16 protein-coding genes are annotated in these 16,598 nt (G+C 69.3%); 9 read left to right on the plus strand and 7 right to left on the minus strand.

Annotation, left to right across the window (positions count from 1 at the left end; genetic code table 11):
* The first annotated feature begins 9 nt into the window (after positions 1–9).
* Both AWB92_RS18280 and AWB92_RS18285 read left to right on the plus strand, forming a co-directional pair.
* Positions 10–834 (plus strand): biotin--[acetyl-CoA-carboxylase] ligase, encoded by an 825-nt coding sequence (locus AWB92_RS18280; RefSeq protein WP_085188161.1) that lies wholly within the window; start codon positions 10–12, stop codon positions 832–834.
* A 9-nt stretch (positions 835–843) separates the two neighbouring features.
* On the plus strand, positions 844–1,362 hold the full coding sequence (locus AWB92_RS18285) for a PH domain-containing protein (RefSeq protein WP_068112498.1): 519 nt from the start codon (positions 844–846) through the stop codon (positions 1,360–1,362).
* Here AWB92_RS18285 and AWB92_RS18290 read toward each other — a convergent pair.
* Positions 1,317–1,976, minus strand: a complete 660-nt coding sequence (locus tag AWB92_RS18290; RefSeq protein ID WP_085188163.1) for a GtrA family protein — start codon at positions 1,974–1,976, stop codon at positions 1,317–1,319. The genes AWB92_RS18285 and AWB92_RS18290 overlap by 46 nt on opposite strands.
* Before the next feature lie 66 nt (positions 1,977–2,042).
* On the opposite strand from AWB92_RS18290, the gene AWB92_RS18295 reads away from it, so the two are divergent.
* From AWB92_RS18295 to AWB92_RS18320, 6 genes are all read left to right on the plus strand, one after another.
* Positions 2,043–3,260 (plus strand): 5-(carboxyamino)imidazole ribonucleotide synthase, encoded by a 1,218-nt coding sequence (locus tag AWB92_RS18295; RefSeq protein ID WP_085188318.1) that lies wholly within the window; start codon positions 2,043–2,045, stop codon positions 3,258–3,260.
* Complete coding sequence (gene purE, locus AWB92_RS18300; RefSeq protein ID WP_085188165.1) at positions 3,253–3,768, plus strand: 5-(carboxyamino)imidazole ribonucleotide mutase; 516 nt, start codon at positions 3,253–3,255, stop codon at positions 3,766–3,768. Before AWB92_RS18295 ends, purE begins: the two co-directional genes overlap by 8 nt.
* 13 nt (positions 3,769–3,781) lie before the next feature.
* A complete protein-coding gene (locus AWB92_RS18305; protein ID WP_085188167.1) occupies positions 3,782–4,951 on the plus strand; it encodes an acyl-CoA dehydrogenase in 1,170 nt (389 codons plus the stop codon).
* 216 nt (positions 4,952–5,167) lie between these two features.
* Positions 5,168–6,334, plus strand: a complete 1,167-nt coding sequence (locus AWB92_RS18310) for a fused response regulator/phosphatase (RefSeq protein WP_241523511.1) — start codon at positions 5,168–5,170, stop codon at positions 6,332–6,334.
* Between the two features lie 71 nt (positions 6,335–6,405).
* Positions 6,406–7,914, plus strand: coding sequence for a CHASE3 domain-containing protein (locus AWB92_RS18315; protein WP_085188321.1), 1,509 nt, complete (start codon positions 6,406–6,408; stop codon positions 7,912–7,914).
* Positions 7,889–8,338 carry a response regulator gene (locus AWB92_RS18320; protein ID WP_068112478.1) on the plus strand — a complete coding sequence of 150 codons (450 nt, stop codon included), beginning with the start codon at positions 7,889–7,891 and terminating at the stop codon, positions 8,336–8,338. The genes AWB92_RS18315 and AWB92_RS18320 overlap by 26 nt, the downstream gene beginning before the upstream one ends.
* Here AWB92_RS18320 and AWB92_RS18325 read toward each other — a convergent pair.
* On the minus strand, positions 8,335–9,522 hold the full coding sequence (locus AWB92_RS18325; protein WP_085188171.1) for a CoA transferase: 1,188 nt from the start codon (positions 9,520–9,522) through the stop codon (positions 8,335–8,337). The two genes, AWB92_RS18320 and AWB92_RS18325, sit on opposite strands and share 4 nt — an antisense overlap.
* A 13-nt stretch (positions 9,523–9,535) precedes the next feature.
* A complete protein-coding gene (locus AWB92_RS18330; RefSeq protein ID WP_085188173.1) occupies positions 9,536–10,450 on the minus strand; it encodes a class I SAM-dependent methyltransferase in 915 nt (304 codons plus the stop codon).
* Between the two features lie 155 nt (positions 10,451–10,605).
* Here AWB92_RS18330 and AWB92_RS18335 point away from each other — a divergent pair, with 155 nt between their 5' ends.
* Entirely contained in the window at positions 10,606–11,262 is a 657-nt protein-coding gene (locus tag AWB92_RS18335) for a cation transporter (protein ID WP_085188174.1), read from the plus strand.
* A gap of 11 nt (positions 11,263–11,273) precedes the next feature.
* On the opposite strand, the gene AWB92_RS18340 is transcribed toward AWB92_RS18335, so the two are convergent.
* The 4 genes from AWB92_RS18340 to AWB92_RS18355 all read right to left on the minus strand — a co-directional run bounded on the left by AWB92_RS18340 (position 11,274) and on the right by AWB92_RS18355 (position 16,514).
* Positions 11,274–12,848 (minus strand): PE family protein, encoded by a 1,575-nt coding sequence (locus AWB92_RS18340; protein ID WP_085188176.1) that lies wholly within the window; start codon positions 12,846–12,848, stop codon positions 11,274–11,276.
* An 83-nt stretch (positions 12,849–12,931) separates the two neighbouring features.
* Positions 12,932–13,975, minus strand: a complete 1,044-nt coding sequence (locus AWB92_RS18345; RefSeq protein WP_158090386.1) for a LuxR C-terminal-related transcriptional regulator — start codon at positions 13,973–13,975, stop codon at positions 12,932–12,934.
* 105 nt (positions 13,976–14,080) lie between these two features.
* Positions 14,081–16,249: a manganese-exporting P-type ATPase CtpC gene (gene ctpC / locus AWB92_RS18350; protein ID WP_085188180.1), complete on the minus strand. Its 2,169-nt coding sequence runs from the start codon at positions 16,247–16,249 to the stop codon at positions 14,081–14,083.
* A complete protein-coding gene (locus tag AWB92_RS18355) occupies positions 16,233–16,514 on the minus strand; it encodes a DUF1490 family protein (RefSeq protein WP_085188182.1) in 282 nt (93 codons plus the stop codon). Before AWB92_RS18355 ends, ctpC begins: the two co-directional genes overlap by 17 nt.
* Positions 16,515–16,598 lie beyond the last annotated feature (84 nt).

Here is a 16,598-nt window from a genome sequence, read left to right on the forward strand (position 1 = left end):
CTGGGTGGAGTGACGGACCGCGATTCGCTTCGGCAACCGCTGGATCAGGCCGCGCTGCGCGCCGAGCTGATCGGCACCGGGCTGGGCTGGCGCCGGCTCGACGTCGTCGAGCAGACCGGCTCCACCAACGCCGACCTCTTGGCGCGCGCGGCGGCGGGCGACGACGTCGCCGGGGCGGTGCTGATCGCCGAGCATCAGACGGCCGGCCGCGGGCGCCACGGGCGCGGCTGGACGGCCAGCCCACGGGCCCAGATCACGATGTCGGTGGGCGTCAGCGTCGTCGACGTGCCCACCGAGGGCTGGGGCTGGCTGTCGCTGGCCACCGGGGTGGCGATCGTCGACGCGGTGCTGGCCGTCACCGGGGTGCAGGCGGGCCTCAAGTGGCCCAACGACGTGCTGGCCGGCCCGCCGGACTCCGCGGGCAAGCTGGCCGGCATCCTCGCCGAGGTGGCCCGCCCGGTCGTGGTGATCGGCTTGGGGCTCAACGTGACCCAGGCCCCCGACGAGGTCGACGGGCCCGGCGCCACGTCGCTGTTCGACCTCGGCGTGCCCGAGCCGGACCGCGGCCGGCTGGTCGGCGCGGTGCTGACCGAACTGGGCAGGCGGATCGTGGCCTGGCGGGCCGCGCGGGGCGCCGACTGGGCGCTGGCGGCCGACTACCGGGCGCGCAGCCTGACCATCGGGCGCCCGGTGCGCGCCGTGCTGCCCGGCGACAAGGAGGTCGTGGGCACCGCGACCGCGGTCGACGACCAGGGCCGGTTATGTGTGGAGGCCGGCGGCCAAACCGTCGTGGTTTCCGCCGGTGACGTCGTGCATCTGCGCCAGCAGCGGTAGCTTTTTCACGTGAGCTATCCGGACAACGCCCTGGCCGCCGGCGAGCAGGTCGTCCTGCACCGCCACCCGCACTGGAAGCGGTTGATCTGGCCCGTCGTGGTGCTGGTGCTGGCGACCGCGCTGGCCGCGTTCGGCTCCGGCTACCTCAACTCGACGCACTGGGAGCAGCTCGCCAAGAACATCATCTACGGCGTCATCTGGGGCATCTGGCTGGTGATCGTCGGCTGGCTCACGCTGTGGCCGTTCCTGGGCTGGCTGACCACGCATTTCGTTGTCACCAATCGCCGGGTGATGTTTCGGCACGGAGTGCTCACGCGCAGCGGCATCGACATCCCGCTGGCGCGCATCAATAGCGTGGAGTTCCGGGACCGCTTGAGCGAGCGCATGTTTCGCACCGGAACGCTGATCATCGAGTCGGCGTCACAAGATCCGTTGGAGTTCTACAACATTCCGCGGCTGCGCGAGGTGCACGCGCTGCTGTATCACGAAGTCTTCGACACCCTCGGTTCCGAGGAGTCGCCGAGCTGACCGAATCGGCTCGCCTTTTTCCGCCACGACCGCAACAGGGTGACGTTGCTCTTCTCCAGCTCGTCCTCCAGGACCTCGGCGAAACCGCCTGCGGTAAGGGCGGATTCGATCGCCTTGTCGGGGTTGCGGGCGAACTCGTCGGGAAACACCCAGCGCCGGAACGCCCAGAAGCGGAACGCCATCTGCAACAGGTTGCCGATGATGTAGGCCGAGATGAAGTCGGTGATGTTCTCCAGCGTCAGCGACACCTCGGGCACCCGAAGGTGCAGCACGTAGTGCGAAAACCACAGCGGCGCCATGGAAAGCAGCACGCCCACGCCGCTGAAGGCGAAGAACAAGAACGCCTCGTGGTGGCGCTCGCGGCCGCCGCGGTCGCGGAAGCTCCACTCCCGGTTCAAGACATAGGAGGCGATGACCGCGACGATGCCCGCGATCACCTTGGCGGTCACCGGCTTGGGTTCGAGGATCGTCAGCTTGAGGGTGTAGAAGATCGCCGAGTCGATGACGAACGTGGTGCCGCCGACGATCGCGAATTTGATCAGCTCGTGATGGCGCAGCAAATGAGGCTGAACGGCCTCTGGCAGGCGCGAAATTACGGCATCGGCGAAGGACACAACACGTCAGTGTACGGACGGACGCGAAAACGACGCAAAATCTGCTTCGCCGCGGGCCGTGACACCATGATGGCCGTGCCGAACAAGCGCTCACCCAAGGCCGCCCCCGTCGTGGCGATGGTCGGCGGCGGTCAGCTCGCCCGCATGACCCACCAGTCCGCGATCGCGCTGGGGCAGACGCTGCGGGTGCTGGCGACCGCCCCCGGCGAATCGGCCGCGCAGGTCAGCGCCGACGTGATGATCGGCTCGCACACCGATCTCGAGGACCTGCGCCGGGTCGCGGCCGGGGCCGACGTGCTGACCTTCGACCACGAGCACGTCCCGACCGAGCTGCTGGAGAAGCTGGTCGCCGAGGGCGTCAACGTGGCGCCGCCGCCGCACGCCCTGGTGCACGCCCAGGACAAGCTGGTGATGCGGCGGCGGTTGGAGGCGTTGGGCGCACCGGTGCCGCGGTATGCCGGCATCCGCAACCTGGACGAGCTCGAGGCGTTCGCCGCGCGGGTGGGCGGCCCCGTCGTCGTCAAAGCCGTCCGCGGCGGCTACGACGGGCGCGGGGTGCGGATGGCCCGCGACCCCTTGCACGCCCGGGAAATCGCGGCCAGCTTCCTGCCCGCCGGCGTGCCGGTGATGGCCGAGGAGCAGGTGAACCTGCGCCGCGAACTGTCCGCCCTGGTGGCGCGCTCCCCGTTCGGGCAGGGCGCGGCCTGGCCCGTGGTGGAGACGGTGCAGCGGGACGGGATCTGCGTGCAGGTGATCGCGCCGGCGCCGGACCTGGACGACGGCGTGGCCTCCGGGGCCCAGCAGCTGGCGTTGCGGTTGGCCGCCGAACTCGGTGTCGTCGGCGTGCTGGCGGTCGAGCTGTTCGAGACGACCGACGGTGCGCTGCTGGTCAACGAGCTCGCGATGCGGCCGCACAACTCCGGGCACTGGACCATGGACGGGGCGCGGACCAGCCAGTTCGAGCAGCACCTGCGCGCGGTGCTGGACTATCCGCTCGGCGACACCGACGCCATCGCGCCGGTGACCGTGATGGCGAACGTGCTGGGCGCCCCGCAGACCCCGGCGATGAGCATGGACGAGCGGCTGCACCACCTGTTCGCGCGGATGCCCGACGCGCGGGTTCACCTCTACGGCAAAGAGGAGCGGCCCGGCCGCAAGATCGGGCACGTCAACTTCCTGGGCGCGGACCCGGCCGGGCTGGTCCAGCTGCGTGAACGTGCCGACCTGGCGGCACACTGGTTGTCACACGGGCAGTGGACGGACGGATGGGATCCACATGGCTAACGCTCCGCGCGTCGGCGTCATCATGGGCAGCGACAGCGACTGGTCGGTGATGGCCGACGCTGCCGAGGCGCTGGCCGAGTTCGACGTCCCGGCCGAGGTCCGGGTTGTCTCGGCGCACCGCACGCCGCAGGTGATGTTCGACTACGCGCGCACGGCGGCCGACCGCGGTCTGCAGGTGATCATCGCCGGCGCCGGCGGCGCCGCGCACCTGCCCGGAATGGTCGCCTCCGCCACGCCGCTGCCGGTGATCGGGGTGCCGGTGCCGCTGGCCCGCCTCGACGGCCTGGACTCGCTGCTGTCGATCGTGCAGATGCCGGCCGGGGTTCCGGTCGCCACGGTCTCGATCGGCGGCGCCCGCAACGCGGGCCTGCTCGCGGTGCGCATCCTGGCGTCGTCCGACGCGGCGCTGCGGGCGCGACTCGTCGCGTTCTCCGACGAGCTGGCCGAGAGCGTGCGTGCCAAGGATTCGGCGCTGCAACAGCGCCACGGTAAAGTTACCGGCGAGTAGCTAGGAGGCCAAGATGGCTCAGTGGGCCGGACACCCCACCTTCGATCTGTTCCAACTGCCCGAGGAACACCGGGAGCTGCGGGCGGCGATCCGCGCGCTGGCGGAGAAGGAGATCGCGCCGCATGCGGCCGACGTGGACGAGAACGCGCGGTTCCCGCAGGAGGCGCTAGAGGCGCTGAACGCGTCGGGGTTCAACGCGGTGCACGTGCCGGAGGAGTACGGCGGGCAGGGCGCGGACTCGGTCGCGGCGTGCATCGTCATCGAGGAAGTGGCCCGCGTCGACGCGTCCGCCTCGTTGATCCCGGCGGTGAACAAGCTGGGCACCATGGGCCTGATCCTGCGCGGCTCGGAGGAGCTGAAAAAGCAGGTGCTGCCCTCGCTCGCGGAGGACGGCGCGCTGGCGTCCTACGCGCTGTCCGAGCGGGAGGCCGGCAGCGACGCGGCGTCGATGCGCACCCGCGCCAAGGCCGACGGCGACGACTGGATCCTGAACGGCGCCAAGGCCTGGATCACCAACGGCGGCAAGTCGACCTGGTACACGGTCATGGCCGTCACCGACCCCGACAAGGGCGCCAACGGCATCTCGGCGTTCATCGTGCACATCGACGACGAGGGCTTCACCGTCGGCCCCAAGGAGCGCAAGCTCGGCATCAAGGGCTCGCCGACCACCGAGCTGTACTTCGAGAACTGCCGCATCCCGGGCGACCGGATCATCGGCGAGCCGGGCACCGGCTTCAAGACCGCCCTGGCCACGCTGGACCACACCCGTCCCACCATCGGGGCCCAGGCCGTGGGCATCGCCCAAGGTGCGCTGGACGCCGCGATCGCCTACACCAAGGACCGCAAGCAGTTCGGGGAGTCGATCAGCAGCTTCCAGGCCGTGCAGTTCATGCTGGCCGACATGGCGATGAAGGTCGAGGCCGCGCGGCTGCTGGTGTACCAGGCCGCCGCCCGGGCCGAGCGCGGCGAACCCGACCTCGGCTTCATCTCGGCCGCGTCCAAGTGCTTCGCCTCCGACGTCGCGATGGAGGTGACGACCGACGCCGTGCAATTGTTCGGCGGCGCCGGCTACACCACCGACTTCCCCGTCGAGCGGATGATGCGCGACGCCAAGATCACCCAGATCTACGAGGGCACCAACCAGATTCAGCGCGTGGTGATGTCGCGGGCGCTGCTGCGCTGAATGCGGGACTCTGTTTCCGAAGGCGTCGGCGCACCGAATAGGATCTCCGACAGCAACGAGATAGGCCGGTAAGTCCGGCCCCAGCGTCGGTAAACAGGCACCGGCCATCCACTCCGACCGTCGTGCAAGAGCAAAGTCTTATCGCGGCCCCGGGAGCGTCCAATTGCTTAACATGGCTTCCCATGGGTTTCCATGGTTGACCGGGAATTGACGTGCATGCGCTCTTCAGTCAAGCCACTCTCGCTGCTGTTGGTCGAGGACGACCGGGCCGACGCGTTGCTGGTGGAGGAGCTGATCGCCGAAGCGGTCGCCGACATCCGGCTGACTTGGGCGCAGTCGATCGCGCAGGCCGAAGAGGAGCTCGCATCGGTGCGGCCCGACTGCGTGCTGCTGGACCTGAACCTGCCCGACGCCAGCGGGATCGACGCGCTGGACCGCATCGCCCAGCGCGACGCCGCGGTCCCCATCGTCGTGCTGACCGGGTTGAACGACGAATACTTCGGGGCCTCCGCGGTTGCCGCGGGCGCGCAGGACTACCTCGTCAAGGGGCGCGTCGAGCCCGAGATGCTGCGGCGCGCGCTGCTCTACGCGATCGAGCGCAAACGGGCCGAGCTCATCGCCGCCGACCTGCACGCGAGCCGGCTTCGGGCCCGCGAGAACGCTCTGCTGGAACGCGGCCTGCTGCCGTCGCCGCTGCTGCTCGACGAGCCCGGCATCGACATCGTGGCCCGGTATCGGCCGAGCCGCGAGGACGCCCTGTTGTGCGGGGACTTCTACGACGTCGTGCAGACGCCCGACCGGGTCGTGCACGTCCTGATCGGCGACGTCGCCGGGCACGGGCCGGACGAGGCGGCGCTGGGGGCGGCGCTGCGCATCGCGTTTCGCGCGCTCACCTTCGCCGGGGTGCACGGCGTCGAGCTGATGCCGAAGCTCGAGCGGGTGCTGCAGTCCGAACGCACCGGCAACGGCATCTTCGCGACGGTGCTCAGCCTGGAGATCCACCCCGACGGCACCGGCGTCACCGCCGTCCGGGCCGGCCATCCGGGGATGCTGGTGCAAGACGGCGAGGGCGTCGAATGGGTGGAGCCGCCGGGCGGCCCGGCGCTGGGCCTGGGCGGCGACCACTGGCCGCGGCACGAGCTGCGCCTGCCCGCGGGGCAGGGGCTGCTGCTGCTGACCGACGGGCTCTTCGAGGGGTATTCCGGGGAAGGTAACCGGCGCCTGGGCGAGGACGGTCTGCTCGCGCTGGCCCGCAAGCATGCGCGGCTGCCCGGACCGGCGTTCGTCGACGCGCTCATCGACGGCGCCGAGGAACTCGCCCGCCCGCGCGGCGGGCTCAGCGACGACATCGCGGTGGTGCGCGTCGAGCGGACCACGACGTGAGCCCCGCCCTCCGGGTGCCGCGCCTCAACCAGCTGACCGTGCGCGGCTGGCAGTTCCTGGTCCTGTCCACCATGGGCGTGATGGTGCTCGCCGGCGCGGTGGTCGGGGCCGTGCTGCTGCAGCGCTCCGACCACATGCTGCGCGCGCTGGTCGACGGAATCCAGCCGTCGCGGGTGGCCGCCTATCAGCTGCAATCGGCGCTGCGCGACCAGGAGACCGGCGTGCGCGGCTACCTGATCGCGGCCGATCGCCAGTTCCTCACGCCGTACTATGACGGGCAGCACGCCGAACGCGAGGCCGCCGATGACATCCGGCGACGGTTGGCCGAGCGTCCGGACCTGCTCGCCGACCTGGACGCGATCGAACAGGCGGCCGCCAACTGGCGCGCCAACTACGCCGAGCCCGCGATCGCGAGCGTGGTCCCCGACGCCCGCAACGTCATGAGCCGGCCCGCGGCCGAACGCGGCAAGGCCCAATTCGACCACCTGCGTGCCCTTTTCGACAGGCAGAACGCGAACCTGACGGCGGCGCGCAACCAGGCGGCCGACGAACTCAAGCGCACCGACGCCTGGCGGGACCGGGTGCTAATCACCATGGTGCTGCTGTTCTTCGGCACGGCGGCCGCGCTGGGAATCCTGGTACGGGACGCGGTCACCCGCCCGATCGCGACGCTGGCCGCGGTCTGCCGGCGGATCACGCAGGGCGACTTTGGCGAGAGCATCGCCCCGCCCAAGCGGCCCAAGGACATTCGCAACATGGCGATCGACGTGGAGAACATGCGGGAGCGCCTCGTCGAGGAGCTCGAGGTATCGCGTTCGGCCCGTGCGCTTTTGGACGAGCAGGCGGTCGAGTTGCGGCGTTCCAACGCCGAACTCGAGCAGTTCGCCTACGTCGCGTCGCACGACCTGCAGGAGCCGCTGCGCAAGGTCGCCTCGTTCTGCCAGCTGCTCGAGAAGCGTTACGGCGACCAGCTCGACGAGCGCGGGATCGAATACATCGGCTACGCGGTCGACGGGGCAAAGCGCATGCAGGTGCTGATCAACGACCTGCTCACGTTCTCCCGCGTGGGCCGCCTGGCCACCATGGAAACCGAGGTCGACCTCGGCACGGCGCTCGACGCCGGCCTGGCCAACCTCGCCGCCGCCGTCGAGGAGACGGACGCCGAAATCGTGCGGCCCACGCAGCCGCTGCCGGTCATCATCGGGGATCCCACGCTGCTGACCATGCTGTGGCAGAACCTGATCGGCAACGCGGTGAAGTTCCGGCACAAGGACCGCCGGCCCCGCGTGGTCATCGACTGCGAACGACGCGCCGACGAGTGGCTTTTGTCCGTGTCGGACAACGGCATTGGCATCGCCGAAGAATTCACCGAGAAGGTATTCGTCATTTTCCAGCGGCTGCACGGGCGGGACGTGTACTCCGGAACCGGGGTGGGCCTGGCGCTGTGCAAGAAGATCGTCGAGCAGCACGGCGGCACCGTCTGGGTCGACTCGACCTACACCGACGGGACGCGGCTTCAGTTCACCCTGCCCATCGTGACGAAAGAAGGACATGATGACATCGCCATCATCGGCCGGTAGAGCGATCGAGATCCTGCTCGTCGAGGACGATCCGGGCGACGAGCTGATCACGCGAGAAGCGTTCGAGCACAACAAGCTCAAGAACAACCTGCATGTCGCCCACGACGGGGAGGAGGGCCTGGACTTCCTTTACCGGCGCGGTCCATACGCCGACGCGCCGCGACCGGACCTCATCCTCCTCGACCTGAACCTGCCGAAATACGACGGCCGACAGCTGCTGGAGAAGGTCAAGTCCGACCCGGACCTGGCGCGCATCCCGGTCGTCGTGCTCACCACCTCCTCGGCGGAGGAGGACATCCTGCGCAGCTACCAACTGCACGCCAACGCCTACGTCACCAAGCCGGTCGACCTCGACGCGTTCATCACCGCGGTTCGCCAGATCGACGAGTTCTTCATTCAGGTGGTGCGGCTCCCGGGGCTCTAACCGGTGAGGAACTCCTCGTTGTGTTGCCCGGGCGCGGGTGGGGGTTCGGTGGCCCAACCGGCCGACGCGGCGTCGAAGCTGGCGTAGCGCGCCGGCATGCGAACGACAGTGATCGCGTCCTCGCCGCTGCCGACCCGCAGGGCGAGCTCGTTCTCGGCGAACAGCGGGGTGCCGACCACCTGCTTCCAGGTGTATGCGTGGCAGGCCATCAGGCCGCCTTCCTGCAGCAGCTCGACCCATTCGGCCGCGGTCTTGGCCGCCAGCGCCGACTCGAGTTCCTCGGTGAGCTCCGGGTAGTTGAGCGCTCGGGCGCGCTGGTCGATGAACCGCTCGTCGGTCAGCAGGTCGGTGCGGCCGATGATCGCGCACAGCTTCGCCCAGTGCTTGGGCACGTACGCGCTGATCACCAGGTAGCCGTCGGCGGCCTTGAACGCGTCGGACGGTTGGGTGGCGAAGCCAACTCCCTTGCGCTTCTTGGGTTTTGGCTCCGCGTCGGGCTTCGGCTCGCTCGGCTTGTTGAGGTGGATGGTCAGCTGGCTGGCCTGCAGGTTGACCGCGACGTCGTACATCGCGACGCGCACGACGTCGGCCACCCCGTGGCGCTCACGGTTGAGGAGCGCGGCCAGCACCGCCTGGGCCAGCACGTGACCGCTGGCGGCGTCGACGAGCTGGAAGGGGATGATCTGCGGCTTGCCGGTCGGGGTGGGCATCCCGGTGGTCATGCCCGATTCGGCGGCGACCATCAGGTCGACGCCGGGCCGGTTGCCCTGCGGGCCGTTGCCGCCGTAGGCCGACAGCCGCGCGTAGATCAGCTTCGGGTTGCGCGCCCGCAGCTCGTCGGGCCCGAGCCCCATCCGCTCCATGACCCCGGGCCGAAAGCCTTCCAGCACAACGTCGGCGGTGTCGACGAGCCGCAGAATCCGCTGCTTGCTCTCGTCGTCGGTGAGGTCCACCGCCACCGATTTCTTGCCCCGGTTGTGCGGCAGGAACAGCGTGGGCAGGGGCGGGCGCCCGGGCAGGACGGCGGTGATGTGCCGGGCCGCCTCGCCGCCGGGGGCCTCCACCTTGATCACCTCGGCGCCCAGGTCGGCCAGCACCTGTCCGGCCAGCGGCCCGGCGATGTTCTGGGTGAAGTCCAGGACCCGATACCCGTCAAGTGGCTTGGCGGGCTTGCTGTTCGGCATGTGCGGCCTTCCTCTAAGCTGCCCGGTCCAGCACCGCGGTGCAGTAGTAGTTGCTGGAAAACGGCGAATTCTCGTCGGTCGACTGCAGCGGTAATCCGTTGTCGCCCAACAGCTGATTCAGCGATGTGCGCACCGGGCGCCAGCCGCGGTCGGCGAGGTAGCTCGCCACGTCGTTGCGCTCGCCGGGGAAGCCCAGGTTCTGCAGCTCGACGTCGAGGCCGTTCTCCTGCCACTTGCGGGTGGCCGCGTTGAGCGCCTGCAGGTTGGTCCCGGAATTCATGAACACCTCGGCCACCAGCCGGCTGCCGCCGGCGGACAGCGCGGTGGCGTTGTCCAGCAACCGATCCTGCGCGTCGCCCGGCAGGAACCCCAGCAGGCCCTCGGCCGCCCACGCCGCCGGGCGCGCGGTGTCGAACCCGGCCGCGCGCAGCGCCGACGGCCAGTCCTGGCGCAAGTCGATCGGCACCGCCCGTACCTCGGCGGTCGGCTTGGCGCCGAGTTCGGCGATCGTCGCCGTCTTGAACTCGATGACTTGCGGCTGGTCGATCTCGAACAGCGTCGTTCCCGCCGCCCACGGCAGCCGGTAGGCGCGGGCGTCCAGGCCGGCGGCCAGGATGACCACCTGGCGGATGCCCGCGCTTTGCGCTTCGGCGAAGAACCCGTCGATGTAGCGGGTGCGCGCCGCCTGGATGTCGGTCATGCGCTGCATTCCCCACGGGGCGCCGGGCACGTCGACGACGGCGGAGTCGAGCTCGCCGGCGGCCCACCTGGTGAAGAAGTCGATGCCGACCGCGCGCACCAGCGGCTCGGCGAACGGGTCGTCGATCAGCCCGTCGCGGGTGGCCCGGGCCCGCCCCGCGGCCACCATGGTGGCGGTGGCTCCCACGCTCGTCGCCAGGTCCCAGGTGTCGTTGTCGGTGCGCGCCATGTCGTCCCTTCTCCCCCGCTACTGGTTAGCCACAATAACGACGCGGCTCTACTGCCGGCCGCCCGCGGGTGCGGTGTGTAAGGGCCCGGACACGGTTGTGTTACGTCGGTGCGTGCCGGTTCGCGGCATCGCCCCGCCGTCGCTAGCCTCGCGCAATGACCACTTCGCCCGTCGTCGTCGCCGAATGCCACGTCGCCGGGAGCGGGGATGCCGGCTGGCGGGCCGCCGCCGGGTGGGCGCGCCGGTTGGCCTGGCTCGGCATGGTCGTCGTGCTCGTCGAGGGCGCGGTCGGCTTGTGGCAGGGACTGGCGGTCGGGTCGATCGCGCTCACCGGGTGGGCGCTCGGCGGCGCGGCCGAGGCGCTGGCCAGCGCGATGGTGATCTGGCGATTCAGCGGCGCGCGGGCGTTTTCCGAGACGGCCGAGCGGCGTGCCCGGCGCGGTGTGGCGGTGTCGTTCTGGCTGACCGCGCCCTACATCGCCGCGGAATCCCTCCGGGACCTGACCGAGGAGCACCACGCCGAGATGTCGTTGATCGGCATCGCGTTGGCCGCCCTCGGCCTGGTGCTGATGCCGGTCCTCGGCCGGGCCAACCACCGGCTGGGGGTGCGGCTCGGTTCGGAGGCCACCGAGGGCGAAGGCACGCAGAACTACCTGTGCGGCATCCAGGCCGCGGCGGTGCTGATCACGCTCGCGCTGACGGGGCTGTGGTCGGGCGCGTGGTGGGTCGACCCGGTGGTGGGGCTCGGGGTCGCCGGCGCCGCCGCTTGGCAGGGTGTGCGGACCTGGCGCGGCCACGCCTGCGGCTGCTGATCCGGGGCGCGTTACGGCAGCAGCCGGCTGAGGCTGAAGATCCCGGACACGACGGTGCCGAAGTTCAGCAGGCCGGAGATCTGGCCGCTGACGTTGGGGCCCGCCAGGGCGCCCGGGATGCCGACGTTGAAGAAGCCCGAGTTGTCGCCGTTGACGATGGTCCCGCCGGTGGCCGAGTTGAAGAAGCCCGACGTCTCGCCGTTGATGAATGACGGTCCGCTCGCCGAGTTGAAGAAGCCCGAGGCGAAGCCGTCGAAACCAAAATTGGGGTCCGAACCGCTGAAGTTGTTGCCGAAACCCGAGACCGAGCCGTCGCCGCCGGACCCGCCGGTGGTCGAGTTGAAGAAACCCGAGACCCCGGTACCGGTATTGCCGAAGCCCGAGTTCACCGCCCCGCTGTCCGTGCTGAACCCGAAGCCGGTGTTGACACCGCCCGAGTTCCAGTAGCCCGTGTTGCTGCTGCCCGAATTCCCGTTGCCCGTGTTGAAGTTGCCCGAGTTCCCAAAGCCGGTGTTGGCGAAGCCCCCGTTGCCGGCGCCCGTGTTCACCGGTCCCGCGTTCACGAAACCGGTGTCTTGCGCGCCCGAGTTCCCGAAGCCGGTGTCGTAGCCGCCGGAGTTCCCGATGCCGGTGCTGACGGCGCCCGAGTTCCCGAAGCCGAAGTTGTTGGGAATGCCCGCGTTATAGGTATTGCTGCCGGTGTTGAACAGGCCGACGTTGCCGTCACCGGAGTTGAAGAAGCCGATGTTGTTGTTGCCCGAATTGAACAGGCCGATGTTGCCGCTGCCCGAGTTCAGCCCGCCGAGGTTGAACTGATTGGTCGCGGTGTTGAAATACGTGTTGCCGATGCCGATTTCGTTGTTGCCGGTCAGCCCGAAGCCGATGTTGTTGTTCCCGGTGTTGCCGGCGCCCATGTTTCCGATGCCGGTGTTCCCACCACCGCGGTTGAAGGCGCCGGTGTTTCCGAAGCCGACATTGTTGTTGCCGGTGTTGCCCATGCCGACGTTGTTGTCGGCGCCGTTGGTGAACGTGAGGAAGCTGGTGCCGGTGTTGCCGAAGCCAATGTTGTGGTTGCCCGCGTTGCCGCCGCCGACGTTGAAGTTGCCGAAGTTCCCGGGGCCGACATTTCCGCTGCCGATGTTTCCGCCACCGACGTTCGAGTTGCCGGTGTTTCCGCTGCCGAGGTTTTGATTACCGGTGTTTCCGCTGCCCACGTTCGCGTTGCCTCGATTGCCCGCACCCAGGTTGGGCAGGGTGGCCAGCAGGTCCTGCAGCGCCTGCGCGGGGGCTTGCAGCGGCGCCACGCTGGCGGCCTCGGCGCTCGCATATGCGCTTCCAGCCGCCTGTAGCGCCTGCACGAACTGATCGTGAAACGCCCCGGCCTGCCTGCCCAGTGCGGCGAACTGCTGGCCGTGACCGCCAAACAGCGCGGCGACGGCGGCCGAGATTTCGTCGGCGGCCATCGCGGTCACCGTCGTCGTCGAGGACGCCGCCGCGGCGCGGGCCGCGGTGAGACTCGATCCGATACCGGCGACCTCGGTTGCCGTCTGGCCCAGTAGGTCCGGGACTGCGATCAGGTAGGTCATGGCTGGCCTTTCACCGGATCAGGTCAGTGGCTTGACCGCGCCGTGGGCGTGGACGAACGGTAATTTACTTCGCCGCTAGGCCGCTAGACATACGGCAAAGCGCGTATCTTCGCCTGTCGCATGGCCAGTGCAACGGCTTCGGTCCGTGATCGCGCCCCGAGTCGGGTGTAGATGTTTTCGAGGTGTTTGCGGATCGTGGCGGGGCTGAGGTACAGCTGGTCGGCAATCGTCTGGGTACTGTTCCCGCCGGCAAGTAGGCGTAGCACCTCCGCCTGACGGTTCGTAAGTCCCAGGGCGAGTAGTGATTCGACTGAGGGCAGGTGGTCGGCAGGCAGCTCATCGAGCAGTAGGGTGCGCCATCCGTCGGCGGTGCGACCGGACAAGGCACGCACCCGCAGCCGGCCCTGCGGACGGGTGAGGCACATGCTGTTGAGGACGTCGCGGTTGCTGGTCTGCAGCCAGTTGGCGAACGAGTCGGGCAGAACGCCGTCGATGTCGTGCCGCCCGGGGCAATACGCCTCGAGCAGCTGTCGGCTCAAACCCGATGCGTGCATCACGTGGCCACGGTCATCGACAAGGATCACAGCCGTATCAGTCTCTTCCAGGCCTGCCTCCTGTGCCGCGATGACGGCCTTGGCCAGATCGCGTTGGTGTGCTTGAAGGTAGGCGCGGCGCAAATGTGGTTCCAGCAGCTCGACCATCGCGCGGTCACGCCCGGTGAAGCTGCGCCGGGATCGCCCGATGGCGACGGTGGCCAAATCTGCTGACTCGGTGAGGTTGAAGTAAAGCTGGTCTTCCACACCCAGGTGCCGATAGACCTCCTGGTAGAGCTCTAGGCGGTGCAACTCGCCGGCGGTCACCAGGTCCGAGAGGAAGTGCGCGCGGAAGTCGCCGCGTTGACACAACTGCACTCCAGGATGCTGGTGCGAGGTCGCACCGAACGCCTCGACAAGCCCCGCGTAGGTCGCCTCCGGGGACTCGACGAACACGAGTAGCTGCCCTGTCTCCAGGTCCAGTTCGTTGTAACCATGCACGTCACCGGGAATCAGACGTCGCACACAAGGCAACAGCCCGCGGCGAAAGCTCTCCAGCCCGTCAAACGCGTACGCCGTCAGCGCGACGTCCATGACGGCGGCGACGCTATCGCTGCTCAGACTTGTCATTTTGCGAGTTCCGATGCTCGGCGCGTTTGGAGCAGAAGATACGTGGTTCGCCGTGGTTCGGCTGCGGATTCAGTCCAAGCGGTACCGGATCAGCCGGGAGCTGTTGGCCACCACCGCAACCGACGACGCGTTGTGCAGGATCGCGGCCAGCACGGGGGAGAGCGCGCCGCCCGCGCCGATGATCAGCCCGGCGGCGTTGACGGCGATCGACATGCCGTAGTTCTCGCGGATCACGTCGACCGCGCGGGCGCCGAGGTCGCGCACGTCGAGCAGGCGATGCAGGTCGTCGTTGGCCAGCGCCACGTCGGCGGTCTCGACGGCGACGTCGGTTCCCGCCAGGCCCATCGCGATCCCAATGTCGGCGGCGGCCAGTGCCGGGGCGTCGTTGATGCCGTCGCCGACCATGCCCACCACGAAGCCGTCGCCCTGCAGCTCGCGCACCACCTCGAGCTTGTCCTCCGGCATCACCTCGGCGCGCCACTCGTCGATCCCGAGCTCGGCCGCCACCACCTCGGCGATCTCGGGATGATCGCCGGTGAGCATGACGATCCGGCGAATCCCGTTGGCGCGCAACTTGGCCAGCACCTCGGCCGCCTCGGGCCGCACCTCGTCGCGCAGGCTGATCAGCCCCACCAGGGTGCCGTCCACCGCGAGCAGCAACGGCGTCTCCGCCTGGCGGCGCAGCCGGTCGACCCATTCCTTCGCTTTCTTGGACACCTTGACCTTTTCGGACTGCAGCAGCGACGGGCTGCCCAGCAGCAGGGTCCGCCCGTCGGCCCAGGTCCGCATGCCCATGCCCACCAGCACCTCGCACTCCTCGTGCGGCGGGATGCTGATGTGGCGTTCCTCGGTCGAGCGGATCACCGCCTCGGCCAGCGGATGGCGGGAGTGGATCTCCGAGCTGGCCGCATAGGCCAGCACCTGCTCGGGCTCCCAATCCTTATGCATCGCAACGATATTGGTGACCACCGGGCGGCCTACCGTCAAAGTGCCGGTCTTGTCGAACACGATCGCGTCGACCTGGCCCGCCTGCTCCAGATGGGAGCCGCCCTTGATCAGGATGCCCCGGCGCGCGCCGTTGCCGATCGCCGCGCTGATCGCGGTCGGGGTCGCCAGGCCCACCGCGCACGGGCACGCGATCAGCAGCATGGTCATCGCCCGGCGGACGTCCCCGGTGACGGCCAGCGTGATGGCCGAGACGATGAACGACGTGGGAACGAAACGGCGGGAGAAGTTTTCGCCAACCGTCTGGATCGGCGCCCGGTCGTGCTGCGCCTCTTCGACCCGCGCGATGATGCGCCCGATGGTGGTCTGGTTGCCGACCGCGACCGCGCGCACCACCAGCCGCCCGCGCACCACGACCGAGCCGGCGTGCACGCGAGCGCCGACGATGACGCTGACGGGCAGGTTCTCCCCGGTGATCGCCGACTGATCGACGATCGCCTCGCCGTCGATCACATCGCCGTCCACCGGTATCGCGACGTGGTCGTGCACCACCACCTCGTCGCCGATTTCGACGCTGTCGATCGGCACCTGAATCTCGCCGTCCGGCAAGCGGATCCACGCCGTGTCCTGGTTGCCGCGCAGCAACTCGGAGATGGCACGGCGGGTCCGGCGCAGCGTGAGGTCCTGCAGGTACTCGCCGATGTTGAGCAGCCACAGCACGGTGAGGGCCACGACGTTCTCCCGCAGCACCAGGCTCGCCACGGTGGCCGCCGAGACCAGCGCGTCGGTGCCGGCCCGGCCGGAGCGCAGCGAGCGCAGCGCGCCGCGCAGGAAGGGGTAGCCGGTGAAGACGGTGACGCCGGTGGCGAACAGCCGCCCACTCGGGCCCAGCAGCGGTGGCCGCGCGAACACGTAGCGGCGCACGCCGAGCAACCCCAGCGCCGCGCCGCCGATGACCATGCGCAGCACGTCGGTGTTGCGGATCTCCGACGAGTGCGGCGCGCGTGCCGGGATCAGCTCGGCGGCGACCCCGCCGGCGCCGATGATCGCGTCCAATATCGCGGCGCGGTCGGCGCGCCGCGGCGAATACCAGACCACCACCGAGCCGGTGCGCGGGTAGGCGTGCACCGCGCGCACCCCCGGCACCTTGGCGACGGCCTCCTCGACCGCCACGGCGCGCCGCGAGTTGGCGCGCACCCACTCGACCGCGACCCGCATGCGCCCGGCCGCATCCGAAATGAGTTGTAGGGCAGGGTCTTCGGGTTGCGGCGGCCGATCAGTGATCGTGCTCATGGGCGTCGGTGACGGACGGCGTGGGCGCCTCCTCGCCGATGCGCTCGCGGGCCTCGGCCATGACGTCGGCGATCTTCAGGCGCGCCGACTCGGCGGCCTCCTCGGCCTTGCGGGTGCCGCGCAGGCCCAGCTCCGCCGCCGACACGGCGGTCTCGTGCAGCGGCGCCTTCGCCACGGCCTTGCGCACCACCTCGTAGGCCGTCACGCCGACCAGGCCGGTGACCACCGTCCCCGCCGCCTTTGCCAGGAGCCCGTAGACCGCCATCGCCTCACCCTTCCTGTCGTAACAGCGTCGGTCAATGCTTGAGACGACGTTAACACTGGGATGCGAATATTGCGATATCAATAT

The sequence above is a fragment of the Mycobacterium sp. IEC1808 genome (assembly GCF_002101935.1).
In the GTDB taxonomy this organism is placed as follows: Bacteria; Actinomycetota; Actinomycetes; order Mycobacteriales; family Mycobacteriaceae; genus Mycobacterium.